Annotated in this window: 21 protein-coding genes; 7 read left to right on the forward strand and 14 right to left on the reverse strand. The window is 61.6% G+C overall.

The features are described from left to right. The gene (locus OIU37_RS25090; protein WP_131628227.1) at positions 1 to 438 is read right to left on the reverse strand and encodes a metallopeptidase family protein; all 438 of its coding nucleotides are present in this window, start codon (positions 436 to 438) and stop codon (positions 1 to 3) included. A 161-nt stretch (positions 439 to 599) separates the two neighbouring features. On the opposite strand from OIU37_RS25090, the gene OIU37_RS25095 reads away from it, so the two are divergent. From OIU37_RS25095 to bfr, 5 genes are all read left to right on the forward strand, one after another. Further along, the gene (locus OIU37_RS25095; RefSeq protein ID WP_246813144.1) at positions 600 to 1,544 is read left to right on the forward strand and encodes an ImuA family protein; all 945 of its coding nucleotides are present in this window, start codon (positions 600 to 602) and stop codon (positions 1,542 to 1,544) included. A 10-nt stretch (positions 1,545 to 1,554) separates the two neighbouring features. Beyond that, positions 1,555 to 3,000, forward strand: coding sequence for a DNA polymerase Y family protein (locus OIU37_RS25100; RefSeq protein ID WP_264259218.1), 1,446 nt, complete (start codon positions 1,555 to 1,557; stop codon positions 2,998 to 3,000). Then, positions 2,997 to 6,461, forward strand: a complete 3,465-nt coding sequence (locus tag OIU37_RS25105) for an error-prone DNA polymerase (RefSeq protein ID WP_264258947.1) — start codon at positions 2,997 to 2,999, stop codon at positions 6,459 to 6,461. Before OIU37_RS25100 ends, OIU37_RS25105 begins: the two co-directional genes overlap by 4 nt. Positions 6,462 to 6,583: 122 nt before the next feature. Further along, positions 6,584 to 6,982, forward strand: a complete 399-nt coding sequence (locus tag OIU37_RS25110) for a (2Fe-2S)-binding protein (protein ID WP_240603957.1) — start codon at positions 6,584 to 6,586, stop codon at positions 6,980 to 6,982. Next, positions 6,948 to 7,433, forward strand: a complete 486-nt coding sequence (gene bfr, locus OIU37_RS25115) for a bacterioferritin (RefSeq protein ID WP_003543950.1) — start codon at positions 6,948 to 6,950, stop codon at positions 7,431 to 7,433. Before OIU37_RS25110 ends, bfr begins: the two co-directional genes overlap by 35 nt. Positions 7,434 to 7,605: 172 nt before the next feature. Here bfr and OIU37_RS25120 read toward each other — a convergent pair whose 3' ends face one another. The 6 genes from OIU37_RS25120 to rsfS form a co-directional block, all read right to left on the reverse strand. Next, a complete protein-coding gene (locus tag OIU37_RS25120) occupies positions 7,606 to 8,139 on the reverse strand; it encodes an RNA pyrophosphohydrolase (protein ID WP_171604443.1) in 534 nt (177 codons plus the stop codon). 51 nt (positions 8,140 to 8,190) lie between these two features. Further along, a complete protein-coding gene (locus OIU37_RS25125) occupies positions 8,191 to 9,387 on the reverse strand; it encodes a divergent polysaccharide deacetylase family protein (protein WP_171604444.1) in 1,197 nt (398 codons plus the stop codon). A gap of 77 nt (positions 9,388 to 9,464) precedes the next feature. Further along, the gene (locus OIU37_RS25130; protein ID WP_065281649.1) at positions 9,465 to 10,787 is read right to left on the reverse strand and encodes a S41 family peptidase; all 1,323 of its coding nucleotides are present in this window, start codon (positions 10,785 to 10,787) and stop codon (positions 9,465 to 9,467) included. Further along, complete coding sequence (locus OIU37_RS25135) at positions 10,777 to 12,192, reverse strand: murein hydrolase activator EnvC (protein WP_171604445.1); 1,416 nt, start codon at positions 12,190 to 12,192, stop codon at positions 10,777 to 10,779. The genes OIU37_RS25130 and OIU37_RS25135 overlap by 11 nt, the downstream gene beginning before the upstream one ends. Positions 12,193 to 12,365: 173 nt before the next feature. Further along, the gene (gene rlmH / locus OIU37_RS25140) at positions 12,366 to 12,848 is read right to left on the reverse strand and encodes a 23S rRNA (pseudouridine(1915)-N(3))-methyltransferase RlmH (protein ID WP_264258949.1); all 483 of its coding nucleotides are present in this window, start codon (positions 12,846 to 12,848) and stop codon (positions 12,366 to 12,368) included. Positions 12,849 to 12,964: 116 nt separating this feature from the next. After that, positions 12,965 to 13,408 carry a ribosome silencing factor gene (gene rsfS, locus OIU37_RS25145; RefSeq protein ID WP_032984631.1) on the reverse strand — a complete coding sequence of 148 codons (444 nt, stop codon included), beginning with the start codon at positions 13,406 to 13,408 and terminating at the stop codon, positions 12,965 to 12,967. Between the two features lie 211 nt (positions 13,409 to 13,619). Between rsfS and OIU37_RS25150 the strand changes: the two genes are divergently transcribed. Further along, positions 13,620 to 13,997 carry a winged helix-turn-helix domain-containing protein gene (locus OIU37_RS25150; RefSeq protein WP_171604446.1) on the forward strand — a complete coding sequence of 126 codons (378 nt, stop codon included), beginning with the start codon at positions 13,620 to 13,622 and terminating at the stop codon, positions 13,995 to 13,997. On the opposite strand, the gene modC is transcribed toward OIU37_RS25150, so the two are convergent. From modC to obgE, 7 genes are all read right to left on the reverse strand, one after another. Continuing rightward, a complete protein-coding gene (gene modC, locus OIU37_RS25155; protein ID WP_171604447.1) occupies positions 13,998 to 15,065 on the reverse strand; it encodes a molybdenum ABC transporter ATP-binding protein in 1,068 nt (355 codons plus the stop codon). Then, a complete protein-coding gene (modB, locus tag OIU37_RS25160) occupies positions 15,062 to 15,763 on the reverse strand; it encodes a molybdate ABC transporter permease subunit (RefSeq protein WP_138332029.1) in 702 nt (233 codons plus the stop codon). Before modB ends, modC begins: the two co-directional genes overlap by 4 nt. A gap of 262 nt (positions 15,764 to 16,025) precedes the next feature. Beyond that, entirely contained in the window at positions 16,026 to 16,817 is a 792-nt protein-coding gene (modA, locus tag OIU37_RS25165; protein ID WP_264258950.1) for a molybdate ABC transporter substrate-binding protein, read from the reverse strand. 526 nt (positions 16,818 to 17,343) lie between these two features. Next, the gene (locus OIU37_RS25170; RefSeq protein ID WP_244956245.1) at positions 17,344 to 17,943 is read right to left on the reverse strand and encodes a nicotinate-nucleotide adenylyltransferase; all 600 of its coding nucleotides are present in this window, start codon (positions 17,941 to 17,943) and stop codon (positions 17,344 to 17,346) included. A gap of 37 nt (positions 17,944 to 17,980) precedes the next feature. Continuing rightward, positions 17,981 to 19,264: a glutamate-5-semialdehyde dehydrogenase gene (locus OIU37_RS25175; protein ID WP_180696592.1), complete on the reverse strand. Its 1,284-nt coding sequence runs from the start codon at positions 19,262 to 19,264 to the stop codon at positions 17,981 to 17,983. Then, positions 19,257 to 20,426 (reverse strand): glutamate 5-kinase, encoded by a 1,170-nt coding sequence (proB, locus tag OIU37_RS25180; protein WP_168309195.1) that lies wholly within the window; start codon positions 20,424 to 20,426, stop codon positions 19,257 to 19,259. The genes OIU37_RS25175 and proB overlap by 8 nt, the downstream gene beginning before the upstream one ends. Continuing rightward, the gene (gene obgE, locus OIU37_RS25185) at positions 20,413 to 21,507 is read right to left on the reverse strand and encodes a GTPase ObgE (RefSeq protein ID WP_168309194.1); all 1,095 of its coding nucleotides are present in this window, start codon (positions 21,505 to 21,507) and stop codon (positions 20,413 to 20,415) included. Before obgE ends, proB begins: the two co-directional genes overlap by 14 nt. Positions 21,508 to 21,591: 84 nt before the next feature. Between obgE and OIU37_RS25190 the strand changes: the two genes are divergently transcribed. Beyond that, positions 21,592 to 22,458, forward strand: coding sequence for an endonuclease/exonuclease/phosphatase family protein (locus OIU37_RS25190; RefSeq protein WP_180696589.1), 867 nt, complete (start codon positions 21,592 to 21,594; stop codon positions 22,456 to 22,458). Positions 22,459 to 22,493 lie beyond the last annotated feature (35 nt).

Below are 22,493 nucleotides of genomic sequence, written 5' to 3' on the forward strand. Positions count from 1 at the left end.
TCAGCGCTCGGCAGCTTCCTCGGCGCTCGCCTCGATCCGCTCCATGTCATCGTCGCTCAGCCCGAAATGGTGGCCGATCTCGTGGATCAGGACGTGGGTGATGATATCGCCGAGCGTCTCGTCGTTCTCAGCCCAGTAATCGAGGATGGGACGGCGGTAGAGACGGATGCGGTTCGGCATCTCGCCGGTTTCCACCGTGAAACGTTCGGAAATGCCCCTGCCCTCGAAAAGACCGAGCAGATCGAAAGGGGTTTCCAGCGCCATGTCCTCGAAAACGTCGTCATCGGGGAAATCTTCGATCTCGATCGTGAGGTTGGTCGTCAGTTGGCGGAATTCATCCGGCAGATGGCTGTAGGCCTCCATGGCCAGCGACTCGAAGGTGCTGATCGTCGGTGCATGGCGGTCTTGCCAATCATCGCTCTGGTCTACGCGGGCCATGAATCTTCCTTCCTTTGCGGGCCCATATAGAACCTTTATCGCCGATTTTCGAGTGCGGAATCAAAGGCAGGAATATTTTCATAGAAAATGGACGTTGACTCTTCATTAGCTCTCTGGAATCTATAAGAACATAACAGGAACAAGACGGATCGGAGAACGCCATGGCGCAGCACGCCCTGGCGCGCGAGCGGCTTTTTGCGCTCCGCGAAACCATCGCCAGACTGGAGGGAAAGCCTGCGCCGGCGCTTGCGGCAGCGGAGCAGGAAGCCTTGGCGGAAGGACGTAAGACCCGCCAGGAGCGCACTCTGCCGCCCCTGCCGTTTGGGGTGGAGTTTCTCGACGGGGCGCTGGAAGGCGGCCTGCCGCTCGATGCGATCACCGAATTCCGTTCCGCTCTGTCTCGTGATGCCGGTGCTGCAAGCGGGCTGGCGATGGCTGTTGCAGCGCGACTGCAAAAGCAGGAAGCGGATGCCGGCCGCCTTCTGCCGTTGCTCTGGATTGGCGATGCCGTCGGCACGCTGGAGGCCGGTCGTCCCTATGCCCCCGGGCTTCGGGATTTCGGGCTGAGCCCGGAGCGGTTTCTCCATGCCGCCCCGCGCAAGCTGGACGAGGCGCTCTGGCTGGCGGAAGTGGCGGTGGAAAGCGCTGCCTTCTCGGCCGTCATCTTCGAAGTGCGGGGCAATCCCGCCCATTTCGGCCTGACCGAAAGCCGCAGGCTCAGTCTCAGGGCGCATGCTGCCCGCTGTCCGCTCTTTCTTGTCCGTCAGGCCGGAGCGGAGGAGGCAAGCAGTGCGGCCTTCCGTCTGCAGGTCGAACCAGCCTCGTCCGCTCTGCGGTCGTTGCCGGATGGATCGAAACTTTCCGGCAGCATCGGCAATCCGATTTTCCGTCTGACGCTGGAGAAGAGCCGAAATCCGGCCCCGCTCTCCTTTCTTCTGGAGTGGAATCCCCATGAACGCGAATTTCTCCCTGTCGCCGAACCAAACCTCGTTCGTCCTTCAGGCGAACAATCAGCGCATTCTGGCGCTCAGCTTCCCGCATCTGCCAACGGACCGCATCGCCCGCAGGCGATGGGGGCTCTCCTGGCGTTCGAAAGGGCGTCCTGAGACGCCGCCTATCGTCTGTTCCGGCAAGCTCAACAATGCCATGCGGCTGACGGCACTGGACGAGTTGGCCGAGAGGCTGGGGTTGAAGAAGGAGCTGGGCGTTGCCGAAGCGCGCGCCATGTACCCGATGCTCGAGGTCGCGGAAGAGGATCCGGCGGCCGACCGCCGGTTGCTGGAGGCAATTGCCGACTGGTGCGACCGCTATACGCCGCTGGTGGCGTTTGACGGCAAGGACGGCCTGTTTCTCGACATTAGCGGCTGCGCCCATCTTTTCGGCGGTGAAAAGGCGCTTCTCAAGGATGTGCTGTCGCGGCTTTTTCATATGGGATTCGATGCCCGCGGCGCGATCTCATCGTCGCCCGGCCTTTCCTGGGCCGCGTCCCGCTTCGGGCAAGGCGGCGTGATCGAGGACGAAGAGACGGAACATGTGCTGACGTCCTTGCCGGTTGCAGCCTTGCGGCTGGAAGGACAAACCGTCGATGCCCTGAAGAAGCTCGGTCTGAAATATATCGGCGACGTTATCGATGCACCGCGAGCGCCGCTGACCCGCCGGTTCGGCCCGGAGCTGCTTCTGCGTCTCGACCAGGCGCTGGGACGTGAAGAGGAGCCGGTCTCGCCCCGGCGTCCGGTTGCCAGCCTCTCGGCCGAAAGCCGGCTGATCGAGCCCATCGGGACGGAAGAGCAGATCCTTGCCGTCACCAGGCAGGTCGCCTTATCGCTGCAGCCGTCGCTGGAGGCGCGGGGGGCTGGCGGGCGGGTGTTCGAACTGGTGCTGTTCCGTGTCGACGGCAGGGTCTTTCGTATCTCCGTCGGCGCTTCTCGGCCGCTTCGCGAACCAAAGTTCATTGCCGGACTTTTTTCCGAGCGATTGCAGGCGGTCTATGACGATCTCGATGCCGGCTATGGTTTCGAGATCCTGCGGTTGAATGTGTTGCGGCACGATCCCTTCAACGAGGCGCAGGGTGATTTCGAGGGCGACCGTCAGGGAGAGATCTCGCTTTCGGCCTTCGTCGACCGGGTTTCCGCCCGGCTTGGTGCGGATTGCCTGCAGAGCTTCCAGCTCCGCGAGAGCCATGTGCCGGAACGCGCCGTCATTACGGTTCCTGTGATGGAGAGCCTTCCCAGGCGGAAGGCCGCGCCGGACATCCAGCTTCCTTTCCGCCAAGAGCGCCCGCTGCGGCTCTTTGCAACGCCGGAGCCCGTCGAGACCATACTTGCCGAAGTGCCCGATGGTCCGCCGCAGATCTTCCGCTGGCGGCGCATGCAGCATCAGGTGGCAAGAAGCGAAGGGCCGGAACGGATTGCCATGGAATGGTGGATCGATGGGGATGAGGCCGAGGCGCGTGACTATTTCCGCATCGAGGACGAGACCGGGCATCGCTTCTGGATCTATCGCCGCGGCTTTTATGGTCAGGAATTCCATCCTCGCTGGTTCATGCACGGTGTTTTCGCATGAAGAGCGAACCCGCATTTTTCGAGATCGGCACGAGAACGAATTTCTCGTTTCTCGAAGGCGCCTCCGGCCCAGAAGAGATGGTCGTACAGGCCGCTCATCTCCGGCTCGGCGGCCTCGGGATTGTTGACCGGAATTCGGTTGCCGGTGTGGTGCGGGCGCATGCACAGGCGGAGCAGCTTGAGGAGAGATACAAAAACAAGGATGCGATTTTAGCCGAGGCGAAGAAGAAAGGAAAAACGGAGGTCATTCTCGATCCTATCCGGGTTCAACCGGGCGCCCGCCTCGTCTTTTGCGATGGAACGCCTGATATCCTCGCCTATCCGCGCAACCGGCGAGGCTGGGCAAATCTCTGCCGTCTGCTCAGCGCCGGCAATCTGAAGGAGGAATCGGTCAAGGGAAGCTGCATTCTGACAGAAGCGGAACTCATGGAATGGGGGGACGAGATGATGCTTGCCCTCGTTCCGGATCGCACCCTTGTCGATCATCAGGCGGGTCAGTCGACGCTGGAAGATTATCTGGAACGGTTTCGCAGACGCTTCCGCAAGGCTTTTTTTATGGCGCTGGCGCCAGCCTATGACAGCCGCGACAGGCAGGTCTTTGCGGTGCTTGCCATGCTTGCTGCTCGAAATCGTGTGCCGCTGATTGCCACCAACCAACCGCTTTACCATCACCCCGAACGCCGGCCGCTTTCGGATGTCGTGATCGCGATCCGGGAGCATGTACAGATAGCGCAAGCCGGTTTCCTGCTGGCGCCGAATGCCGAACGCTACCTCAAGGATTCACGTGAAATGGCCCGGATCTTCCGGGACTATCCTAATGCGGTCGAGAATACGCAGGTATTTTTCGACAGTTTGACCTTTTCGCTGAAGGAACTGGAGCACAATTATCCGCCAGAAAACGATCCCGGCGAAACGCCGCAGGAGACTCTCGAAAGGCTGACGAGAGCGGGAGCGGTAAGACGCTATCCCGAGGGTATCCCGCCCAAGGTGGCGCAACAGATCGATTATGAACTAAAACTCATTGGGGATAAGAAATATGCCTCCTATTTCCTGACGGTGCACAGGATCATCCAGCACGCCCGCTATGAACTCAAGGTCTTGTGCCAGGGGCGCGGATCGGCGGCAAATTCGGTCATCTGCTATTGTCTCGAGATAACGGAAGTCGATCCCGAAAAGAGCACACTGCTCTTCGACCGCTTCATTTCGATGGATCGCGACGAACCGCCGGATATCGATGTCGATTTCGAGCATGACCGGCGTGAAGAGGTCATCCAGTTTATTTACAAAAACTACAAAAGAGAACATGCGGGACTGACGGCGGGGGTGACCACCTACCGCACCCGTTCGGCCGGCCGCGAGGTCGCCAAGGCCTTCGGTCTGTCGGAGGATGTTCAGTCGGCGATCAGCAGCCTTGTCTGGGGCTGGTCCGAAGACAATCTCTCGGAACGGGATGCCAAGGCAGCTGGCCTCGATATCAAGGATCCGGTGACACGGAACGTGCTGAAATATGCCTCAGAGCTTCTCGGCTTCCCGCGCCACCTCACCCAGCATGTCGGCGGCTTCGTCATCACGCGGGACCGGCTCGACGAGGTGGTGCCGATCATGAAGACGGCGATGCCGGATCGCTACATGATCGAATGGGACAAAGACGATCTCGACAACGTCAAGATCCTCAAGGTGGATGTGCTGGCGCTCGGCATGCTGACCTGTCTGCGGAAGGCGTTTTCGCTGCTTGAATTGCATTACGACGTGAAGAAGACGCTCGCAGACCTCGGCAACAAGGAGCATGGGGACGAAGGCGAGCCGGTCTACGACATGATGGGCCGGGCCGATACGCTCGGCGTCTTCCAGATCGAAAGCCGGGCGCAGATGAGCATGCTGCCGCGTCTGAAGCCGACGCTATTCTACGATCTCGTCATCGAGGTGGCGATCGTGCGGCCAGGGCCGATCCAGGGCGACATGGTGCATCCCTATCTGAAGCGCCGGGAGCAGCGGGCCAAGAACATCCCGATCGAATATCCGAGCAAGGAGCTGGAAACGGTTCTGGAAAGAACCCTCGGCGTGCCCTTGTTCCAGGAACAGGCTATGCAGATCGCCATTACCGCCGCAGGCTTCAAACCGGCGGAAGCCGACAAGCTTCGCAGAGCGATGGCGACATTCAAGAGAACCGGTACGATCGGCAATTTCGAAAAGCGGTTCATCGAAGGAATGGTCTCAAAGGGCTATGCCCAGGAATTCGCGCAGCAGTGTTTCAACCAGATCAAGGGCTTCGGCGAATATGGTTTCCCGGAAAGCCATGCCGCTTCCTTCGCGCTGCTCGTCTATGCCTCCTCATGGCTCAAGGCCTATTATCCCGACGTCTTCTGCGCGGCGATGCTGAACTCTCAGCCGATGGGCTTTTATGCACCGGCGCAGCTGGTGCGGGATGCACGCGAGCACGGGGTAAGGATCCTGCCGGTCGATATCAATGAATCGAACTGGGATTGCGGGCTGGAAGAAGCTGTCTTCGATCAGAATGCCGTCGATTTCCGGCATGAGAAGATGCGCGCGATCATCAAGACCCGACATGCGGTGCGGCTCGGCTTCCGGCAGATCAAGGGCCTTTCGACAGACGATATGGAACAGCTGGTCTGTCATCGAGGCGAAGGCTACAGCTCGGTGCGGGATCTCTGGCTACGCTCCGGTCTGCAGAAGTCGGTCATCGAGCGACTGGCGGATGCCGATGCGTTCCAGTCCCTCAAACTGTCACGACGCGACGCGCTCTGGGCGGTGCGGGCGCTGGATGTGAAGAGCGCGGCCGAGGAGCTGCCGCTTTTCGAGCAGGTCAGTCATGTCGACCTCCAGGCCGAGCCTGCGGCAAAGTTGCCGGAAATGCTTCCCGGAGAGCAGGTCATCGAGGACTATCGTTATCTCTCACTGTCACTGAAGGCGCACCCCGTCTCCTTCTTGCGTGAGGAATTGCGCAAGGCCGGTGTGACGCGCAATGTCGATCTGTTGAAAGTCGCGAACGGAAAGAGGGTGACGATCGCGGGCCTCGTGCTGGTGCGCCAGCGGCCGGGTTCGGCCAAAGGTGTGATCTTCATGACGTTGGAAGACGAGACCGGGGTTGCCAATGCGATCGTCTGGAACAAGATATTCGACAAATACCGCTCGGTCGTGATGGGCGCCCGGCTGGTGAAAATCCGCGGCAGGCTGCAAAGCCAGAGCGGCGTGATCCATACCGTCGTCGAGCATATCGAGGACATGACGCCGGCGCTCGGGATCCTGCAACGCGAGGCCCGGCGTTTCGGCGTCTGCGAGCGGGCAGACGAGGTGTTGAGGCCGGGTGCCGATCAGCGGCAGAAAAAGCTTGCGAATGTGCAGGAGAGGGCCGAGCTGGAAAAACGGATTGTTGCCACAGGCCGCCATGCTGGCGCGGCAGAAACCGCCCAAGTGATGCCGCGCGGACGCAACTTTCATTAAAAATGCGTCGCACCGATAAGGACCATACGACGCGCCTTTATTTGCTTATGGCGTCATCATCCTGAAACCGCTGCATAATCCCGGACGATATGCATCGAGGTCTCACCGGACACCGCTGTTCAATGATGCAGGACTCGAATTTTTTCTTGACAGCCACCATCTTCTTTAGCAGAAAACACGATAGTCAGTGTCATGTTTGGAATGAAGACGTGCTTGTCTGCAGCTGCAATTATATAACCGATAAAGAAATTCGGGAGGTTATCACCAACCTTCTCGATGAAGACTGTTGGCAGCTTATCGTGCCTGCGAAGGTCTACCACGCCATGGAAAAACGCGGCCGCTGCTGCGGTTGTTTCCCCAACGTCGTCGACATCATTATCCAGACGACCGAGGAATATCACGCCCGTCGCCACTCGACGGAGACCGAAATATTTGATTTCATGTCCCGCTTGAAACAATTCCATGAGGAAAACAGGAGAGCGGACATTGAAAGGCGACAAAAAGGTCATCGAGCGGCTTAACGAGGCGTTGTTCCTCGAACTCGGTGCGGTCAACCAATACTGGGTTCATTATCGTCTTCTTGAGGACTGGGGCTACACCAAGCTCGCCAAGAAGGAGCGCGCCGAATCCATCGAAGAGATGCACCATGCCGACCGGCTCGTTGCACGCATCATCTTCCTCGAAGGCCATCCCAATCTGCAGACTCTTGCACCTCTGCGCATCGGCCAGAACGTCAAGGAAGTTCTGGAAGCCGATCTTGCCGGCGAGTACGACGCCCGCGCGGCCTACAAAAAGTCGCGCGATATCTGTCATGACGCCGGCGACTACGTTTCCATGAAACTTTTCGAGGAGCTGCTGGCGGACGAGGAAGGTCATATCGACTTCCTCGAAACACAGATCGACCTGCTCGAGAAAATCGGCGAGAGCAAATACGGCCAGCTCAACGCCGATTCCGCCAACGAAGCCGAATAAGGTTCGAACGAGATACCGGCCGCCCATGGCGGCCGGGGTTACCTATCGAATTATCCGCTGCCAGCCACCGCGATCGGCTGCATCAAACCGGATCGAAACCGGTGCCCCTTATTTCATTTCCATCTGCTGAAATCAAAAACGGACCTGATCAATCGCGATCATGCTGTATCAATCAGTCTTCCGATTGTAGGGCTGCTAGATGCTGGAACTCGGCCACCACCTGGTCGTAGACGCCGCGCTTGAAGGGCACGATCAGCCCCGGCAGTTGCTGCATCGGCTTCCATTCCCAGGCATCGAATTCCGGCTCGTGGCCGCCAGGCGGCGGATTGATAGCGATCTCGCTGTCGTCGCCTTCGAAGCGGAAGGCGAACCAGCGCTGCGTCTGGCCGCGGAATTTCCCCTTCAGCCCGATGCCGATCAGTGCCGGTGGCAGATCATAGTTGATCCAGTCTCTCGCTTCGGCAAGCAGGGTTACCGTCTTGATGCCGGTCTCCTCGTAAAGCTCGCGGTAGGCGGCGTCCAATGGATCCTCGCCCTTGTCGATGCCCCCCTGCGGCATCTGCCAGAGCTGCGGCGAGCCGTCATATTCGGAATTGCCGTCGGAGATGCGCCTTCCCGCCCAGACGAGGCCATCGCGGTTCAGGATCATCACGCCGACGCAGGGGCGGTAGGGCAGATCCTCGGCTTTCACGGTCGCCTGGCTCATCTTCTTCTCCGTTCTGGGATTCCTCTCAAGGATCCCTCTCAAGGATTCTTCTCAAGGATTCCGGGGGTCGTTGGAAAGGGCGGCGACGCCGACGATCTCGATGCCGCGCATCGCGGCCTCCTCGCTCCATTTGGCGATGGCGTCAACGCTCTCATCGAAAGCCGAGGCGACGCCGATCGCCTGGCCGTTCTTGCGGGCGATGCGCTCGAGCTCGTCGAGCTTCTTCAGGACAGCGTTGATATCGAGCTGGCTGTCGAGTTGCAGGTCGGCGAAGGCATAGGCCAGTTCGGTTCCCTTGGCGATCGCAGCCGTCTTCGACTGCGCCGATGTGCCGTCGTCGAGAAACAGCAAGCCGCGCTTGCCGATGTCGCGCATGACAGGTTCCATGGCGGCGGGATCAGACAGGAAACGGCCGCCGAGATAATTCATGACGCCGGTATAGTTGGTGATCTCGCCCATCGCCTTGTGCAGGTTTTCGATGTTCCGCGCGGCCGGCTTCGTGGTCAGCAGCGTTTCGGGGCCTGGATCGTTCGCCGGGTAATCAAAGGGTTCGAGCGGCACCTGGAGAAGGATCTCGTGACCGCCGCGGCGGGCTTCCTGCATCCAGCGCTGCAGGCTGTTGCCGCTTGCGGCAAAAGCGAAGGTGATCTCTTCCGGGAGTTCGGCGATGGCGCGCTGCGTTCCGGTCTGGCTGAGCCCGAGGCCGCTGACGACGATGGCGATGCGGACGCCGCGCGCGCCGGACGAGGGACGCGCATATTGATCCATCGGTCGCCGGCCATCGGGGCCGACGATCGGCAGCCTGCCAAAAGGCGTCTCTTCGAGCAGCGCTTCATTGGGCTGAGCTGCCATGCGCGGATCCTGGCCGATCTGCATGGCGTCGACCAGCACCGGCCCGCCGCCGTCGCGCGGGCGGGGACTGTATTTGGTGACGACCGAGCCGTCGCCGGTGACCATCTGCTCGACATTGGCGCCCGAGCGCGGGTCGGCGCGGGGCATGCCGTCTGCCGCTTGGCCCGTAGTGGCCGTCGGCGGCTGAGGGGCGTTGGCAGGCGGCGTTGCGGCTTGTTCGGCCGCCGGCGGTTTGGTGCGGTCGAGCCCATCGCCGCGAAATGCCGTATAGAGCGAAAAGCCGCCTATCGCAAAAAGGCAAAGGCTGGCGGCGATACGGCCGAGGCGCAGGACGCCTGGGCGCCGGCGGCCGGTTTTGCGGTTGCGGCCCAGAGGCGCATGCAGGTCCGTTCCCAATTTTTTGCCCGCTCCAAAACCGGGAAACAGCAGAAAGGCTCAAGGCCGGGCGAGGTGCCCGGCCTTGAGCTGATCGATTACTTGGCGACGACGGCCTTGTCCGGGTTCGGCGGGAAGGCCGGATCGGTCTTCTTGCCGCGCAGAAGGTCGAGCGCGTAGTTCAGCTGAACGTCGTCCTTCGGGTCCGGCGGCACGTAGGCAACGGAGCCCGAACCTTCGTCGGTTTCGCTCTGACCCTTGATGTGGCCGCGCAGGCTGGATTCGCCTTCGGTCACCATCTTGCCCTGCAGTTCCTCCGGCAGCGGCTCCTCGACCTTGATGTCGGGGGCGATGCCGGTGCCCTGGATCGAGCGGCCCGACGGCGTGTAGTAGAGCGCCGTGGTCAGACGCAGCGCGCCGTTTTCACCGAGCGGGATGATCGTTTGGACGGAGCCCTTGCCGAAGGAGCGCGTGCCGAGAACGGTGGCACGGCGCAGATCCTGAAGAGCGCCGGCGACGATTTCCGATGCGGAAGCCGAACCGCCGTTGATCAGCACGATCACCGGCTTGCCATCCGTCAGGTCGCCCGGGCCGGCATTGAAGCGGCGGGTTTCATCCGGATTGCGGCCGCGGGTCGAAACGACTTCGCCTCGCTGCAACAGGGCATCGGAGACGTTGATCGCCTGGTCGAGCAGACCGCCCGGATTGAGGCGCAGGTCGAGAACATAACCCTTCAGCTTGTCGGCCGGAACGGTGTCCTTGATCTTCTTGATCGCCTTTTCCATGTCAGGATAGGTCTTCTCGGTGAAGGAGATGATGCGGAGATAACCGACATCGTCCTCGACACGCGACTTGACTGCCTGGACGGCGACGACGTCACGAACGATCGTCAGCTCGATCGGCTTGTCGGCACCCTTGCGGATCAGCGTCAGCTTGATCGGCGTGTTGACGGCGCCGCGCATCTTCTCGACGGCGTCTTCCAGCTTCAGGCCGCGCACGGACTGGCCGTCGATCTCGGAGATGTAGTCGCCGGCGAGAACGCCGGCCTTGGCGGCGGGCGTATCGTCGATCGGGGTAATGACCTTGACGAGTTCGTCTTCCATCGTGACTTCGATGCCGAGGCCGCCGAACTCACCCTTGGTCTGGGTGCGCATGTCCTCGGCGTCCTTCGCATTCATGTAGCTCGAATGCGGATCGAGCGAGGAGAGCATGCCGTTGATGGCGTTCTCGATCAGCTTGTCTTCCGCAGGCGGCGTCACATATTGCGCACGCACACGCTCGAAGACATCTCCGAAAACCGAAAGTTCCTTGTAGGTCGAGGATCCGGCCGCTTCTGCCGGCACACCTGCCGAATAAATGACGCTCATTGCGGTCGCACCCATCAATGCGCCGACCAGAACAAGAGAAGCCCTACGAATCATTGCGTGCCTTTCCAGTGTCTTTGGCGGTCCACCACGGCCGGGAATCGACCGGTTTACCGTCCTTTCGAAATTCAATGTAAAGCGTTGGCCGGTTCGTTTCCAGCGCCAATGCAGTTGCGCTTGCCACTCTTTTCGCGCCCATCACGGCAAGCGGCTCGCCGGAGAAAACGAACTTTCCCTGACGGGTATTGATCGTATCCATTCCCGAGAGAACCAGGTGGTATCCATCGCCCGCGTCGAGGATGATCATCTGGCCGTAACTACGGAATGCGCCGGCGAAAACCACCAGACCATCCGCAGGCGCCGTCACCACTGTCTCTGGATTGGTGGCGACCGTCATTCCCATGGCCTCGTGCCCGGTGCCGTCGGCATCGCCGAACTGGCGCAGGATATCGCCCGTAACGGGCACCTCCAATTTCGCCTTCAATTCTCCGAAGGGATATGCGGGCGCAATGCGGTTTTTATCGGGCACGCCGCTGTCGGCAAGCGCCTTGGCCTGGGCGCGCTGCTCGTCCGTCATAAGCTTGCGGTTCTCCTCGGCCTGACGGGCGGCAGCGGCGGCATCCCGCACCGAAGCGATCTCGGATTCCATCGAGGCGACGAGGCCTTCAAGGCTCGTCGCCTTGCCCGCCAGCTCCTCGGAACGTTTCCTTTCGGCCGCGAGTTCGGCAGCGTTGCTGCGGCTGAGCTTGTCGTTTTCGGCAAGCAGCAGATCCATGCGCCGCTCTTCCTCGATGCCGTTGGTCATCGTCGCGGTCAGCGAGGTCTTCTCGGCAGCGCTTGCGGTCTGCAATGCGGCGAGGCTTGCAAGGTCTGCGGCAAGCTTGTCGGTCTCCTTGCGGATGCCGGGCACGACGGCGCCGAGCAGAATGGCGCTGCGCACCGAGGCGAGCGCATCGTCGGGGGTGACGAGCAAAGCGGGCGGCGGGTTGCGGCCCATGCGCTGGAGCGCTGCCAGCACCTCGGCCAGCAGGCCGCGGCGCTCGTGCAGGGAGCGGCGAATGCCATCCTCCTTGACGCCGAGATCGGCAAGCTTCTTCTCGCTTTCGAGGATCTGTTTTTCGAGCGTCTTGCGGCGGGTAGCTGAATCGATCAGCGCCTGGCGGATGCTTTCCGTGCTCTTTTCGAGATCGGCGATGCCCTGCTGAAGCGCGCTCACCTTGTCGGCGGAGAGGCTGATCGTTTTCGACAGGGTTTCGAGTTCGGCACGGGTCTGGTCACGCTTGGCGGCAAGTTCGGCGGCCGGATCGGGCGGCGGCGGCTCGGCTGCCGGCGGAGGTGCGGCCAGCTCGGTCGAAGGCTGTGCCGCCTCGGGGCCGGCTTCCTGCGCCCGGACGCTGAACGGATTTGCCGACACGACAATCGCCGCCACACCGACACCGGCCGCGATAGCCGGCAGGATCATGCGGTGTCGCCTGGTGGATGCTCTCGTCATGCGTGTTGGGGCACTTTCTCAAATCGCGCGGAGACTAAGCTGATTTGGTGCGCTTTGCCATAACGTTTGCAGGAGAACGGGCTGCCTAGCAAAACACGCCTGCGTGACATTGCGATTGTCGACGCATCGGGGCCGACGCGGCATCAGACGCGATGATAGGGGTGGCCGGAAAGGATGGTGACGGCGCGATAGAGCTGCTCGGCGATCAGTGTGCGTACGAGCTGGTGCGGCCAGGTCATTTTGCCCAGGCACAGCGTGGCGTCGGCACGGTCGTAAAGGGAGGGATCGAGGCCGTCGGCGCCGCCGATCGCGATTGTCAGCTCGCGTTTGCCCTGGTCGCGATAGGAGCCGAGCAGGTTTGCGAAGGCTTCGCTGTCGAGCGCCTTGCCGCGTTCATCGAGAAGAATGAGGATACTGCCATCGGCAAGCGATTTCAGAAGCATCGCCGCCTCTTCGCGCTTGCGGGTCTCCGCATTGGAGGCGCGGCTTTCGCCAACTTCGGCAACACGGGTCAGTTCGAGGCCGACGGCAGGGCCGGCCTTGGCGAAACGGTCGAAATAACGGGCGGCAAGATCCTTTTCCGGGCCGGACTTCAGCCATCCCACCGCAAAAAGACCTATTCGCATTCATCCGCTCCCGCTCATGCAGCACATCGGGCGCACACCACGCCACCGGCCGGCTTATCTGTTGCCGGCCAGCCAATGCCACGTCTCAGGCGCCGGACAGAATGCCGGCTCGCCTGTCAGTGCCGTGTTTCTTCATCCATATCCGGAGCCGCCCACATCTTTTCGATGTTGTAGAACTCGCGGATTTCGGGCCGGAACACATGCACGATAATGTCACCGGTGTCGATCAGGACCCAATCGCCGCCTTCCTGACCTTCGACGCGGGCCGTACCGAGGCCGTCGTCCTTAAGGTCGGTGAGCAGGTGATCCGAGATCGCCATGACATGCCTGTTCGAGCGGCCGGAGACGACGATCATGTAGTCTCCCAGCGCCGATTTTCCGGCAATGTCGATGGTAACGATATCTTCAGCTTTGGAGTCCTCGAGGCTGGCGAGGACGGTTTCTAGGGCACGGGCGGCGGCATCGGCGCCACGTTCCGCACTCTTCGGGATAACGGCGAGCGTTTTTCCCTTGGCGTGTACTGTTGTCAGTGCTTTCCCTTTCCTGGAATGACAAACTATGCACAACACGAGATCCGATCGAGACCGGATCATGGTTAAGATAGGCATCAAACCATTAATGTTTCAAGACATGCTAAGGTACGGAACGGCCGAAAATCCGATCTGCCCTTCGAATTGAAGTATTTGACTGCTCGGGGCGGCCTTGTGCGGGCGGTGTACAGTTTCCCTGCCGCAGCGTAAAGTGCGGCAAATTCCACGATCTCCAGATTCAATGACCGACTCAGCCGCAAAAACACTCGTGCCCGTCCTGCGAATCAGCTTTCCGGACGAGGATCGCCTCGGCCATGGCAAGATGGAACTGCTGGAGCATATCCGCCAGACCGGATCGATCTCGGCGGCGGGGCGGGCGATGGACATGTCCTATCGGCGGGCATGGCTGCTGGTCAGCGAGATGAACCGGATGTTTAACGAGCAGGTGGTGGAATCGCAGCGCGGCGGGCAAAAGGGCGGCGGCGCGGTGCTGACGCCGTTCGGCGAGGAACTGCTCGACCGTTTCCGTCGGATGGAAAAGACGGTGCGGACCAGCCTTGCGGAGGACCTCGCCTGGCTCGAGGCCAAGCGCAACCTGCAGCAAAGCGAGCGCGGCTGATCAGGCCTCCAGGGCAACCGTCTTGATGACGGCGAAGACCACCCTTCCCGGTCGAAGATCGAGACGCTCGCAGGAGAGCGTCGTGATCCGGGAAAGAACGATATCGCCGCCGCAATCGAGCCGGATTTCCACCGTTCCGTCCTCGGTCGACGATATCCCGTCTATCTTTGCTTCCAGGATATTCAGCGCGCTCAGCCCCTCGGGCCTTGCGGTCGCCAGCATGACATCGCGGGCAGGAATGCGGATGCGGACCGATTTGCCGGGCGCAAGGGCCGCACCCGGAATATGGAGCTGACAGGATTTCAGCGCGACCGTCGATAGACAGTGACGTGCATCGAAGCTCTCCACCGTGCCTTCCAGCAGTGCGCCCGCTTCTCGCCGGTCGGAGGCGGCGGAGGGGCGGCTCAATATGTCGATAGCGGAGCCTGTCGCTTCCACTGTGCCGTCACGCATGACGACGACTTGGTTGGCCAGCCGTGCCACCTCGGCGATCGAGTGGCTGACATAGACGATCGGGATGTCGGTTTCGTCGCGCAATCGCTCCAGATAAGGCAGGATCTCGGCCTTGCGCGCCTCGTCGAGGGCGGCGAGCGGTTCGTCCATCAACAGCAGGCGGGGCGAGGAGAGAAGGGCGCGGCCGATGGCGACGCGCTGCTTCTCGCCGCCGGAGAGTTTCGAGGGGCTACGCTCCAGCAGCGTCTCAATGCCGAGCAGGTCGACGATGCGATCGAAGCTCTCGCCGCGCGCCGTTCTTGCCGCGAACCAGCGGCCATAGAATAGATTGGCGCGAACGCTGAGATGCGGGAAAAGCCGCGCTTCCTGAAAGACATAACCGAAGCGGCGGCGATGTTTCGGGACGAAGATGTCGGTTTCGGTTTCGGTCAAGGCCTCGCCGTCGAGGACGACGCGGCCTTCGTCCGGGCGGGCGAGGCCGGCGATGATGCGGATCATCGAGGTCTTACCGGAGCCGGAGCGGCCGAACAGCGCGGTGACGCCTCGCTCGGAGGTGAAGGCGGCATCGAGCGAAAAGGCGCCGAGCCTCTGTTTTGCCGCGACGATCAGCGTCATTCCGGATCGATCCTCCGGCCGGCAAGACGGGCGAGGAATTCGGAGGCGAGCAGGGCGGCCATGGAAATGACGACCGCGACGAGCGTCAGGCGGAGCGCGCCAGCATCGCCGCCCGGCACCTGGGTGAAGGTATAGATCGCCGCCGACAGCGTCTGGGTTTCGCCCGGAATGTTGGAGACGAAGGTGATCGTCGCACCGAATTCGCCCATCGCCTTGGCGAAGGAAAGGATCATACCGGCGATGATGCCGGGCAGGGTCAGCGGCAGGGTGATCGTCAGGAAGACCCAGACAGGGCCGGCGCCGAGCGTTCCGGCTGCTTCTTCCAGCTTGCGGTCGACCGCCTCAATCGACAGGCGGATGCTGCGCACCATCAGCGGAAAGGCCATGACGGCGCAGGCCAGAGCCGCACCGGTCCATCGGAAGGAGAGAACAATGCCGAAATATTGATCGAGCAGGCTGCCGATCGGACCGCGGCGGCCAAACAGGATGAGGAGAAGAAAACCGGTGACCACCGGAGGCAGGATCAGCGGCAGATGAACGACGCCGTTCAGCACCGACTTGCCCCAGAAGCGGCCGCGGGCAAGCAGCAGTGCGACGAGGATGCCGAAGGGCAGGCTTGCCAGCATGGCGACGATCGAGACGCGCAGGCTGAGCAGGATCGCCGTCCATTCCTCATTGCTCAAGCCCAGAGCGTCCAACAAGCGCCTTTATTCCTCTCAAAAGTGAAGGCTTGCACATGCAAGCCGTTTGTTGCCAAATCTTGCTCTTTACTCGGCGTCATCCTCGGCCTTGTGCCGAGGATCTGCTGCCTCTCCAAAATCGACCGGATGCAGATGCTCGGGACAGGCCCGAGCATGACGATAGAGGAGTTAGCGGTCTTCGTCAGTAGACTGAAACATCGTGATGTGAGCCGCAAGTCAGGCACTGACGTGCAAATCCCGCAATCATTTCAGGCCTCGATCATTTCAGGATGGTGAAACCCTGCGCTGTGAAGAAGGCGGCTGCCTTGTCGGATTTCAGGAAGTCGAGATAGGCTGATGCATCCGGGTTCTTGCTTTCGGCGAGGATGGCGATCGGATAGATGATCGGCGGATGGGAATCGGCGGGGAAGGTGCCGACGATGGCGACACTCTTATCGGCTGCGGCATCCGTCTGGTAGACGATGCCAAAGGGCGCTTCGCCGCGCGAGACGAGGGCCAGGGCGGCGCGCACGCTTTCGGCGCCGGCGACCTTGGTTTCGACCGATTTCCAGACGCCGAGCTTTTCGAGTGCGGCCATGCCGTATTTGCCGGCCGGAACCGATTTCGGCTCACCCATCGCAAGCTTGCCGTCACCCAAAAGCCCGGCGAGGTCGAAGCCCTGCTTGATCTCGACCGGCTTTGCCCTGTCCTTTTCCGCAACGAGCACAATCTTGTTGCCGAGCAGGTTGGAGCGGCTATCGGCCTTGATCAGGTTTTTCTTGGCGACATAATCCATCCAGTCGAGATCGGCCGAGATGAAAATATCGGCGGGTGCCGCGTTTTCGATCTGTTTGGCCAGCGCCCCGCTTGCCGCATAGGAGGTGACGGCTTCCTTGCCGCTTTCCTTTGCCCAGGCGGCATTGGCGGCGTCGAGCGCATCCTTGAGGCTCGCCGCCGCAAAGACGGTGAGTTTTTCGGCTGCGGCGGCAGGCGCTGGAAACGCTGCTGCGCCAAGCCAGAGGGCCAGGATCGCGGCGGTTGCCAGTTTCATCCATCGGCGGCGGTTCTGCATGATTTCTCCCCAGGTTTCGAAATATTGCGACGAATATAACGGGCGAGGCATCTTGGCTAGGGATATATCCAGGAAAATATAACCATATTAGGCCGCCATATACGCAACGACCCATGGTTACGCATTGTTGAAGTGCATGGCTTGAACCGCGGCGTGAGATCCATAGGGTGGAAATACCCGAGCGACAGGTTGGCAAACCGCAAGAACTCCCGGCGGCAGAGAATGCTCCGTCGATTCTGCTAAGAAAAACGGCAATGCCAAAGCCACAAGGCTGCACAGGATTGCACGCGATGCATTGCTGCAATGCACCAATCGATATTCATCTTCCTGCGAAATATGGTACAACACACTCATCGAAACGGCTTCTCCTCCTCCCATAGCCGTTCGGTAGGATCGACAACACTCCTCCTCCCAGTTGTCGATCGAGTTTATAAGCCCGACGGATCTCCTCCCCCGTCGGGCTTTCTCGTTTTCGGGATCTTCTGAAATCAGACTGGTGCATGCGTCTTGCTGGGCGCGCGGCGCTCTATTCGGCGTCGCCGTGCGAAGAGCCGTTGCGGATTGCCGTCGAGCTCAGGCCGGAGCGCGGTCCGTGGATGAAGGTCCAGGCCGGCGCACGTTTCTTCCAGAGAACACGGGCGTCATCCTCGTCGACCCGGGCGAAATCGAAGGTCCTTGTCATTTTCGAGGACAGGAAGGACAGCGTCGCGCCCGGCCGATCGATCACCGCGATCGGGAAGGTGCGGGCAATCTCCTGCCATTTCTGCCATTTGTGAAAGCTCTGCAGGCTGTCTGCGCCCATGATCCAGATGAAATGCACATGCGGATTGCGGGCCTTGACGCGGGCAAGCGTGTTGGCGGTGTAGCTGGTGCCGAGCGTCTGTTCGAAGGCGGTGACCTTGACGCGGGGATCGGCGGCAACACGCTCGCTTTCGGCAATGCGTTCGGCAAGCGGAGCGAGCTGGTTGCGGCTCTTCAGCGGATTGCCCGGGGTGACCATCCACCAGAGTTGGTCGAGGCCAAGCCGCTTGAGGGCGATCTCGGCGACGAGCGCGTGGCCCTGATGCGGCGGATTGAACGAACCGCCGAACAGACCGACGACCATGCCGCGCTCGCTGTGCGGCATGCGGAGATAGCGCCGGTCCACATCCTCATTCGTCACGTCAGGGCCGCGTCTGTCCGGCACCGTGCACCCGATATTTGAAGGAGGTGAGCTGTTCGACGCCGACCGGGCCACGGGCATGCATCTTGCCGGTGGCGATGCCAATTTCCGCACCCATGCCGAACTCGCCGCCATCGGCAAACTGCGTCGAGGCATTATGCAGCAGGATCGCCGAATCGACCTCGGTGAAGAAACGCGCGACGACGTCAGGGTCCTCGGCGATGACCGCCTCGGTGTGGTTCGAGGAATATGTCTGGATATGGGCGATCGCGCCCGAAATGCCGTCGACGACGGCAACTGAAATGATCGCATCGAGATATTCGGTCGACCAGTCCTCCTCGGCCGCGGGCTTCATGCCGGGTGCAACCTTCAGCACCGTCGGCGAAGCACGGACCTCGCAGCCGGCCTCTGTCAGAACCTCGAGCAGCGGCGTCAGATGCGTGCCGATCGCAGCACCATCGACGAGCAGGGTTTCGACTGCGCCGCAGATGCCGGTGCGGCGCATCTTGGCGTTGACGATGATCTTTTTCGCCATTTCGATGTCGGCCGAGGCATCGACATAGATATGGCAAAGACCTTCGAGATGGGCAAAAACCGGCACGCGGGCCTCGCTCTGCACGCGGGCAACCAGGCTCTTGCCGCCGCGCGGCACGATGACGTCGATTGCGCCGTCCAGGCCGCGCAGCATGGCGCCGACGGCGGCGCGGTCGGTGACCGGCACGAGCTGGATAGCATGCTCTGGAAGTCCCGCCGTCTTCAGGCCCTCGACCAGGCAGGCATGGATAGCCTGCGATGAACGGCGCGAATCCGAGCCGCAACGCAGGATGACGGCATTGCCCGCCTTGAGGCAGAGGGCGCCGGCATCGGCGGTGACGTTCGGCCGGCTTTCGAAGATCACGCCGATGACGCCGAGCGGCGTACGGACGCGCTCGATCTTCAGGCCGTTCGGCCGGTCCCAGGCAGCGATGACTTCGCCGACCGGATCGGAAAGGGCGGCGATGGCGCGGATTCCCTCGGCCATTTCGGCGATGCGCTTGTCGTTCAGCGTCAGCCGGTCGACGAAGGAAGTGAGCATCTCGGTGCCTTCGATGTCCTTCAGGTCCTTGGCGTTCTCCGCAAGAATCTGCGCCTTGTTTGCCAGGATCGCATCGGCCATGGCATTCAACGCCCTGTTCTTGGCCTCGGTGGACGCAAAGCCCAGCGGTCGTGCGGCAGCCTTTGCCTTGCGGCCGATGTCGTTCATCAGCACGTCAATGTCAGGGCCCGGCGCAACGGTATCAAGCATAGCTCGCGTCCTTCTTCTGCCTTTCCGATTTCGAACCGATCTGCGCGGTCATCACCATGTCGTCGCGATGGACCATGGCGGCTCGCCCGGCATAACCGAGAATGGCCTCGATTTCCGCCGACTTGCGGCCGGCAATCCGACGGGCGTCGTCGGCATCGTAGCTTACAAGGCCGCGGGCGATCTCGCGGCCGGCCGGGCCGATGATCGCCACCGTATCGCCGCGGCTGAAGAGGCCGGAAACGCTGCGCACGCCGGCCGGAAGCAGGCTCTTGCCGGCACCGAGGGCGACGACGGCGCCGTCGTCGACATGCAGTTCGCCGGCCGGCTGCAGCTGCCCGGCAATCCAGGTCTTGCGGGCGGTAACGGGTGTGCCCGACGGCGCGAACCAGGAGGAACGCGCGCCGTTTTCGATTGCCGACAGAGGGTTGTCGGTCTTGCCGGAGGCGATGATCATGGCGCAGCCTGATGCCGTCGCAATCTTGCCGGCATCGATCTTGGTGCGCATGCCGCCGCGCGAGAGTTCGGAGGCCGCACCTCCGGCCATCGCCTCGATCTCCGGGGTGATTGCGGCAATCGTTTCCAGGAACGTCGCGTTCGGGTCGAGATGCGGCGGCGCGGTGTAGAGGCCGTCGATGTCGGAGAGAAGGATGAGCAGATCGGCGCCGGTCATCGTCGCGACGCGGGCGGCCAGCCGGTCGTTGTCGCCATAGCGGATCTCGCTGGTGGCGACGGTGTCGTTCTCGTTGATGATCGGCACGGCGCCGATCTTCAAAAGCTGATTGATGGTGGCGCGGGCATTGAGATAACGGCGGCGCTCCTCGGTATCGCCGAGCGTCAGCAGGATCTGGCCGGCGACGATCTCGTCGCGTGACAGGCTTTCCGACCAGGCGCGCGCCAGCGCGATCTGGCCGACGGCCGCCGCTGCCTGGCTTTCCTCCAGCTTCAGCGCACCTGACGGCAGGTCGAGCACCGAGCGGCCGAGCGCGATTGCGCCCGAGGAGACGACGAGCACATCGATACCCTTGGCCTTCAGGCCGGAGATATCGGCGCACATGGCGTCGAGCCAGGCCTTCTTCAGCCCGGCCTTGCGATCGACCAGAAGCGCGGATCCGATCTTGATGACGATCCGGCGGTAGCGGCCAAGCGGCTTACGGCTGGTCATCGTCCTCGTCCCCACGCTTGTCCTCGCCCTCATCGGTGACGACCATGTCGCGATGGCGCAGCTTCGGCACCTTGGCCGGCTTCTCCTCGGTATTGGCTTCGACGATGATGTCGCGGAGTGCCCGCAGCACCTCGGTCATGCCCTTGCCGGTGACGGCCGAAATCTGGAACGGCGTCTTGCCGCAGGCCTTGGCCAATTCCTTGGACTTCTTCTTCAGTTCGGCATCATCGAGCACGTCGATCTGCGACAGCGCCACGATCTCGGCCTTGTCGGTCAGATCGTTTCCATAGGCTTCGAGCTCGTGCTTAACCGTCTTATACGCCTTGCCGACCTTTTCCTCCTGGGCGGAGATGAGGTGGAGCAGAACGCGGGTGCGCTCGACATGGCCGAGGAATCGGTCGCCGATTCCGACACCTTCATGGGCGCCTTCGATCAGGCCCGGAATGTCGGCCAGGATGAATTCGCGCTCGTCGATGGTGGCGACGCCGAGATTAGGATGCAGCGTGGTGAAGGGATAGTTGGCGATCTTCGGCCGGGCGCGGGTGACGGCAGCTAGGAAGGTCGACTTGCCGGCATTGGGCAGGCCGACGAGGCCGGCATCGGCAATCAGCTTCAGGCGCAGCCAGATGGTTTTTTCCTCGCCGGGCAGGCCGGGATTGGCCCAATCCGGCGCCTGGTTGGTCGAGGTCTTGAAATGGGCGTTGCCGAAGCCGCCATTGCCGCCATGGGCCAGGCAGTAACGCTGGCCCTCGACGGTCAGGTCGCAGATCAGCGTTTCCTGATCTTCCTCGAAGATCTGGGTGCCCACGGGAACCTTCAACGTCACGTCGCTTCCATTGGCGCCGGTGCGGTTCCTTCCCATGCCATGGGTGCCGATCGTCGCCTTGAAATGCTGCTGATAGCGGAAATCGATCAGCGTGTTCAGGCCGTTGACGGCCTCGACCCAGACGTCGCCGCCGCGTCCGCCATCACCGCCATCCGGGCCGCCGAACTCGATGAATTTCTCGCGCCGGAAGGAAACGCTGCCGCCGCCGCCGTCCCCGGACTTGATATAGACCTTTGCTTCGTCGAGAAATTTCATTTTACTTCCAATATTCAGTGGCAGTTGGACGGCCCGTCTTGGCCCATTCGATATAGGCGGTTCCGACGGAGGTCAAAGATTATCGTGAATTTTGCGAGCTATAACATACAGTACGGCTTCGGTCTCGACGGCAGATACGATCTGGTGCGGATTGCCCGGAGTCTCGAGGGTGCAGATGTCATCGCATTGCAGGAGGTGACCCGCGGCTTCTCCCGCAACGGTTTTGCCGACATGGTGGCCGATGTTGCAGCCTTCTTTGCCGACTATTTCTGGGTCTATGGGCCGGCCTGCGACATGCATATCGAGGCTGATGAAGGCGGGCTCCAGCCGGTGCCTGGCACCCGTTTTCAGTTCGGCAATATGGTGCTGTCGCGCTGGCCGATCCTCTCGACCCGAACGCTGCTTCTGCCGCGCAGCCGGACGATCGGCAAGATCAACCTGCAGCGCGGCGCAACCGAGGCGGTGATCGACGCACCCGGCGGTGCGGTCCGCGTCTATTCCGTGCATCTCGACCATGTCTCCGCCGACGAGCGCATCCGCCAGCTGCAATTCTTGAACACGCATATCAATGCCTTCGTCCAGGAGGGTGGGTCGCTGACGGGAGGTGGTGAATTCGACCTGCCGGAGCCGCCGCTGCCGGAGGATTATATCATCATGGGTGATTTCAACATGGAGCCGGAATCGCCGGAATATTGCGCGCTTGCCGGGGCTGGCGGCGGATATTACGGCCGCGTGGCGAGGATCGGCACGCCGGTCGACGCCTTTGCGGCGCTGGAGGCCTACTCTCCGGAGAGCTACAGCTGGATGGATCCCGAAGATCACGGCAAGCGCATGCATCTCGATTATTGCTTCGTCAGTTGCGGCCTGCAGAGCCGGTTGAAATCCGCCCGGATCGATACGCAATCCGTCGGTTCCGACCACTTCCCTCTATGGGTCGAGATCGGCGATTAAAGGAGACGCCGCCGGTGCGGCGACGTCTCGATCTT

This window comes from Rhizobium sp. BT-226 (assembly GCF_025847085.2).
Classification (GTDB): domain Bacteria; phylum Pseudomonadota; class Alphaproteobacteria; order Rhizobiales; family Rhizobiaceae; genus Rhizobium; species Rhizobium sophorae.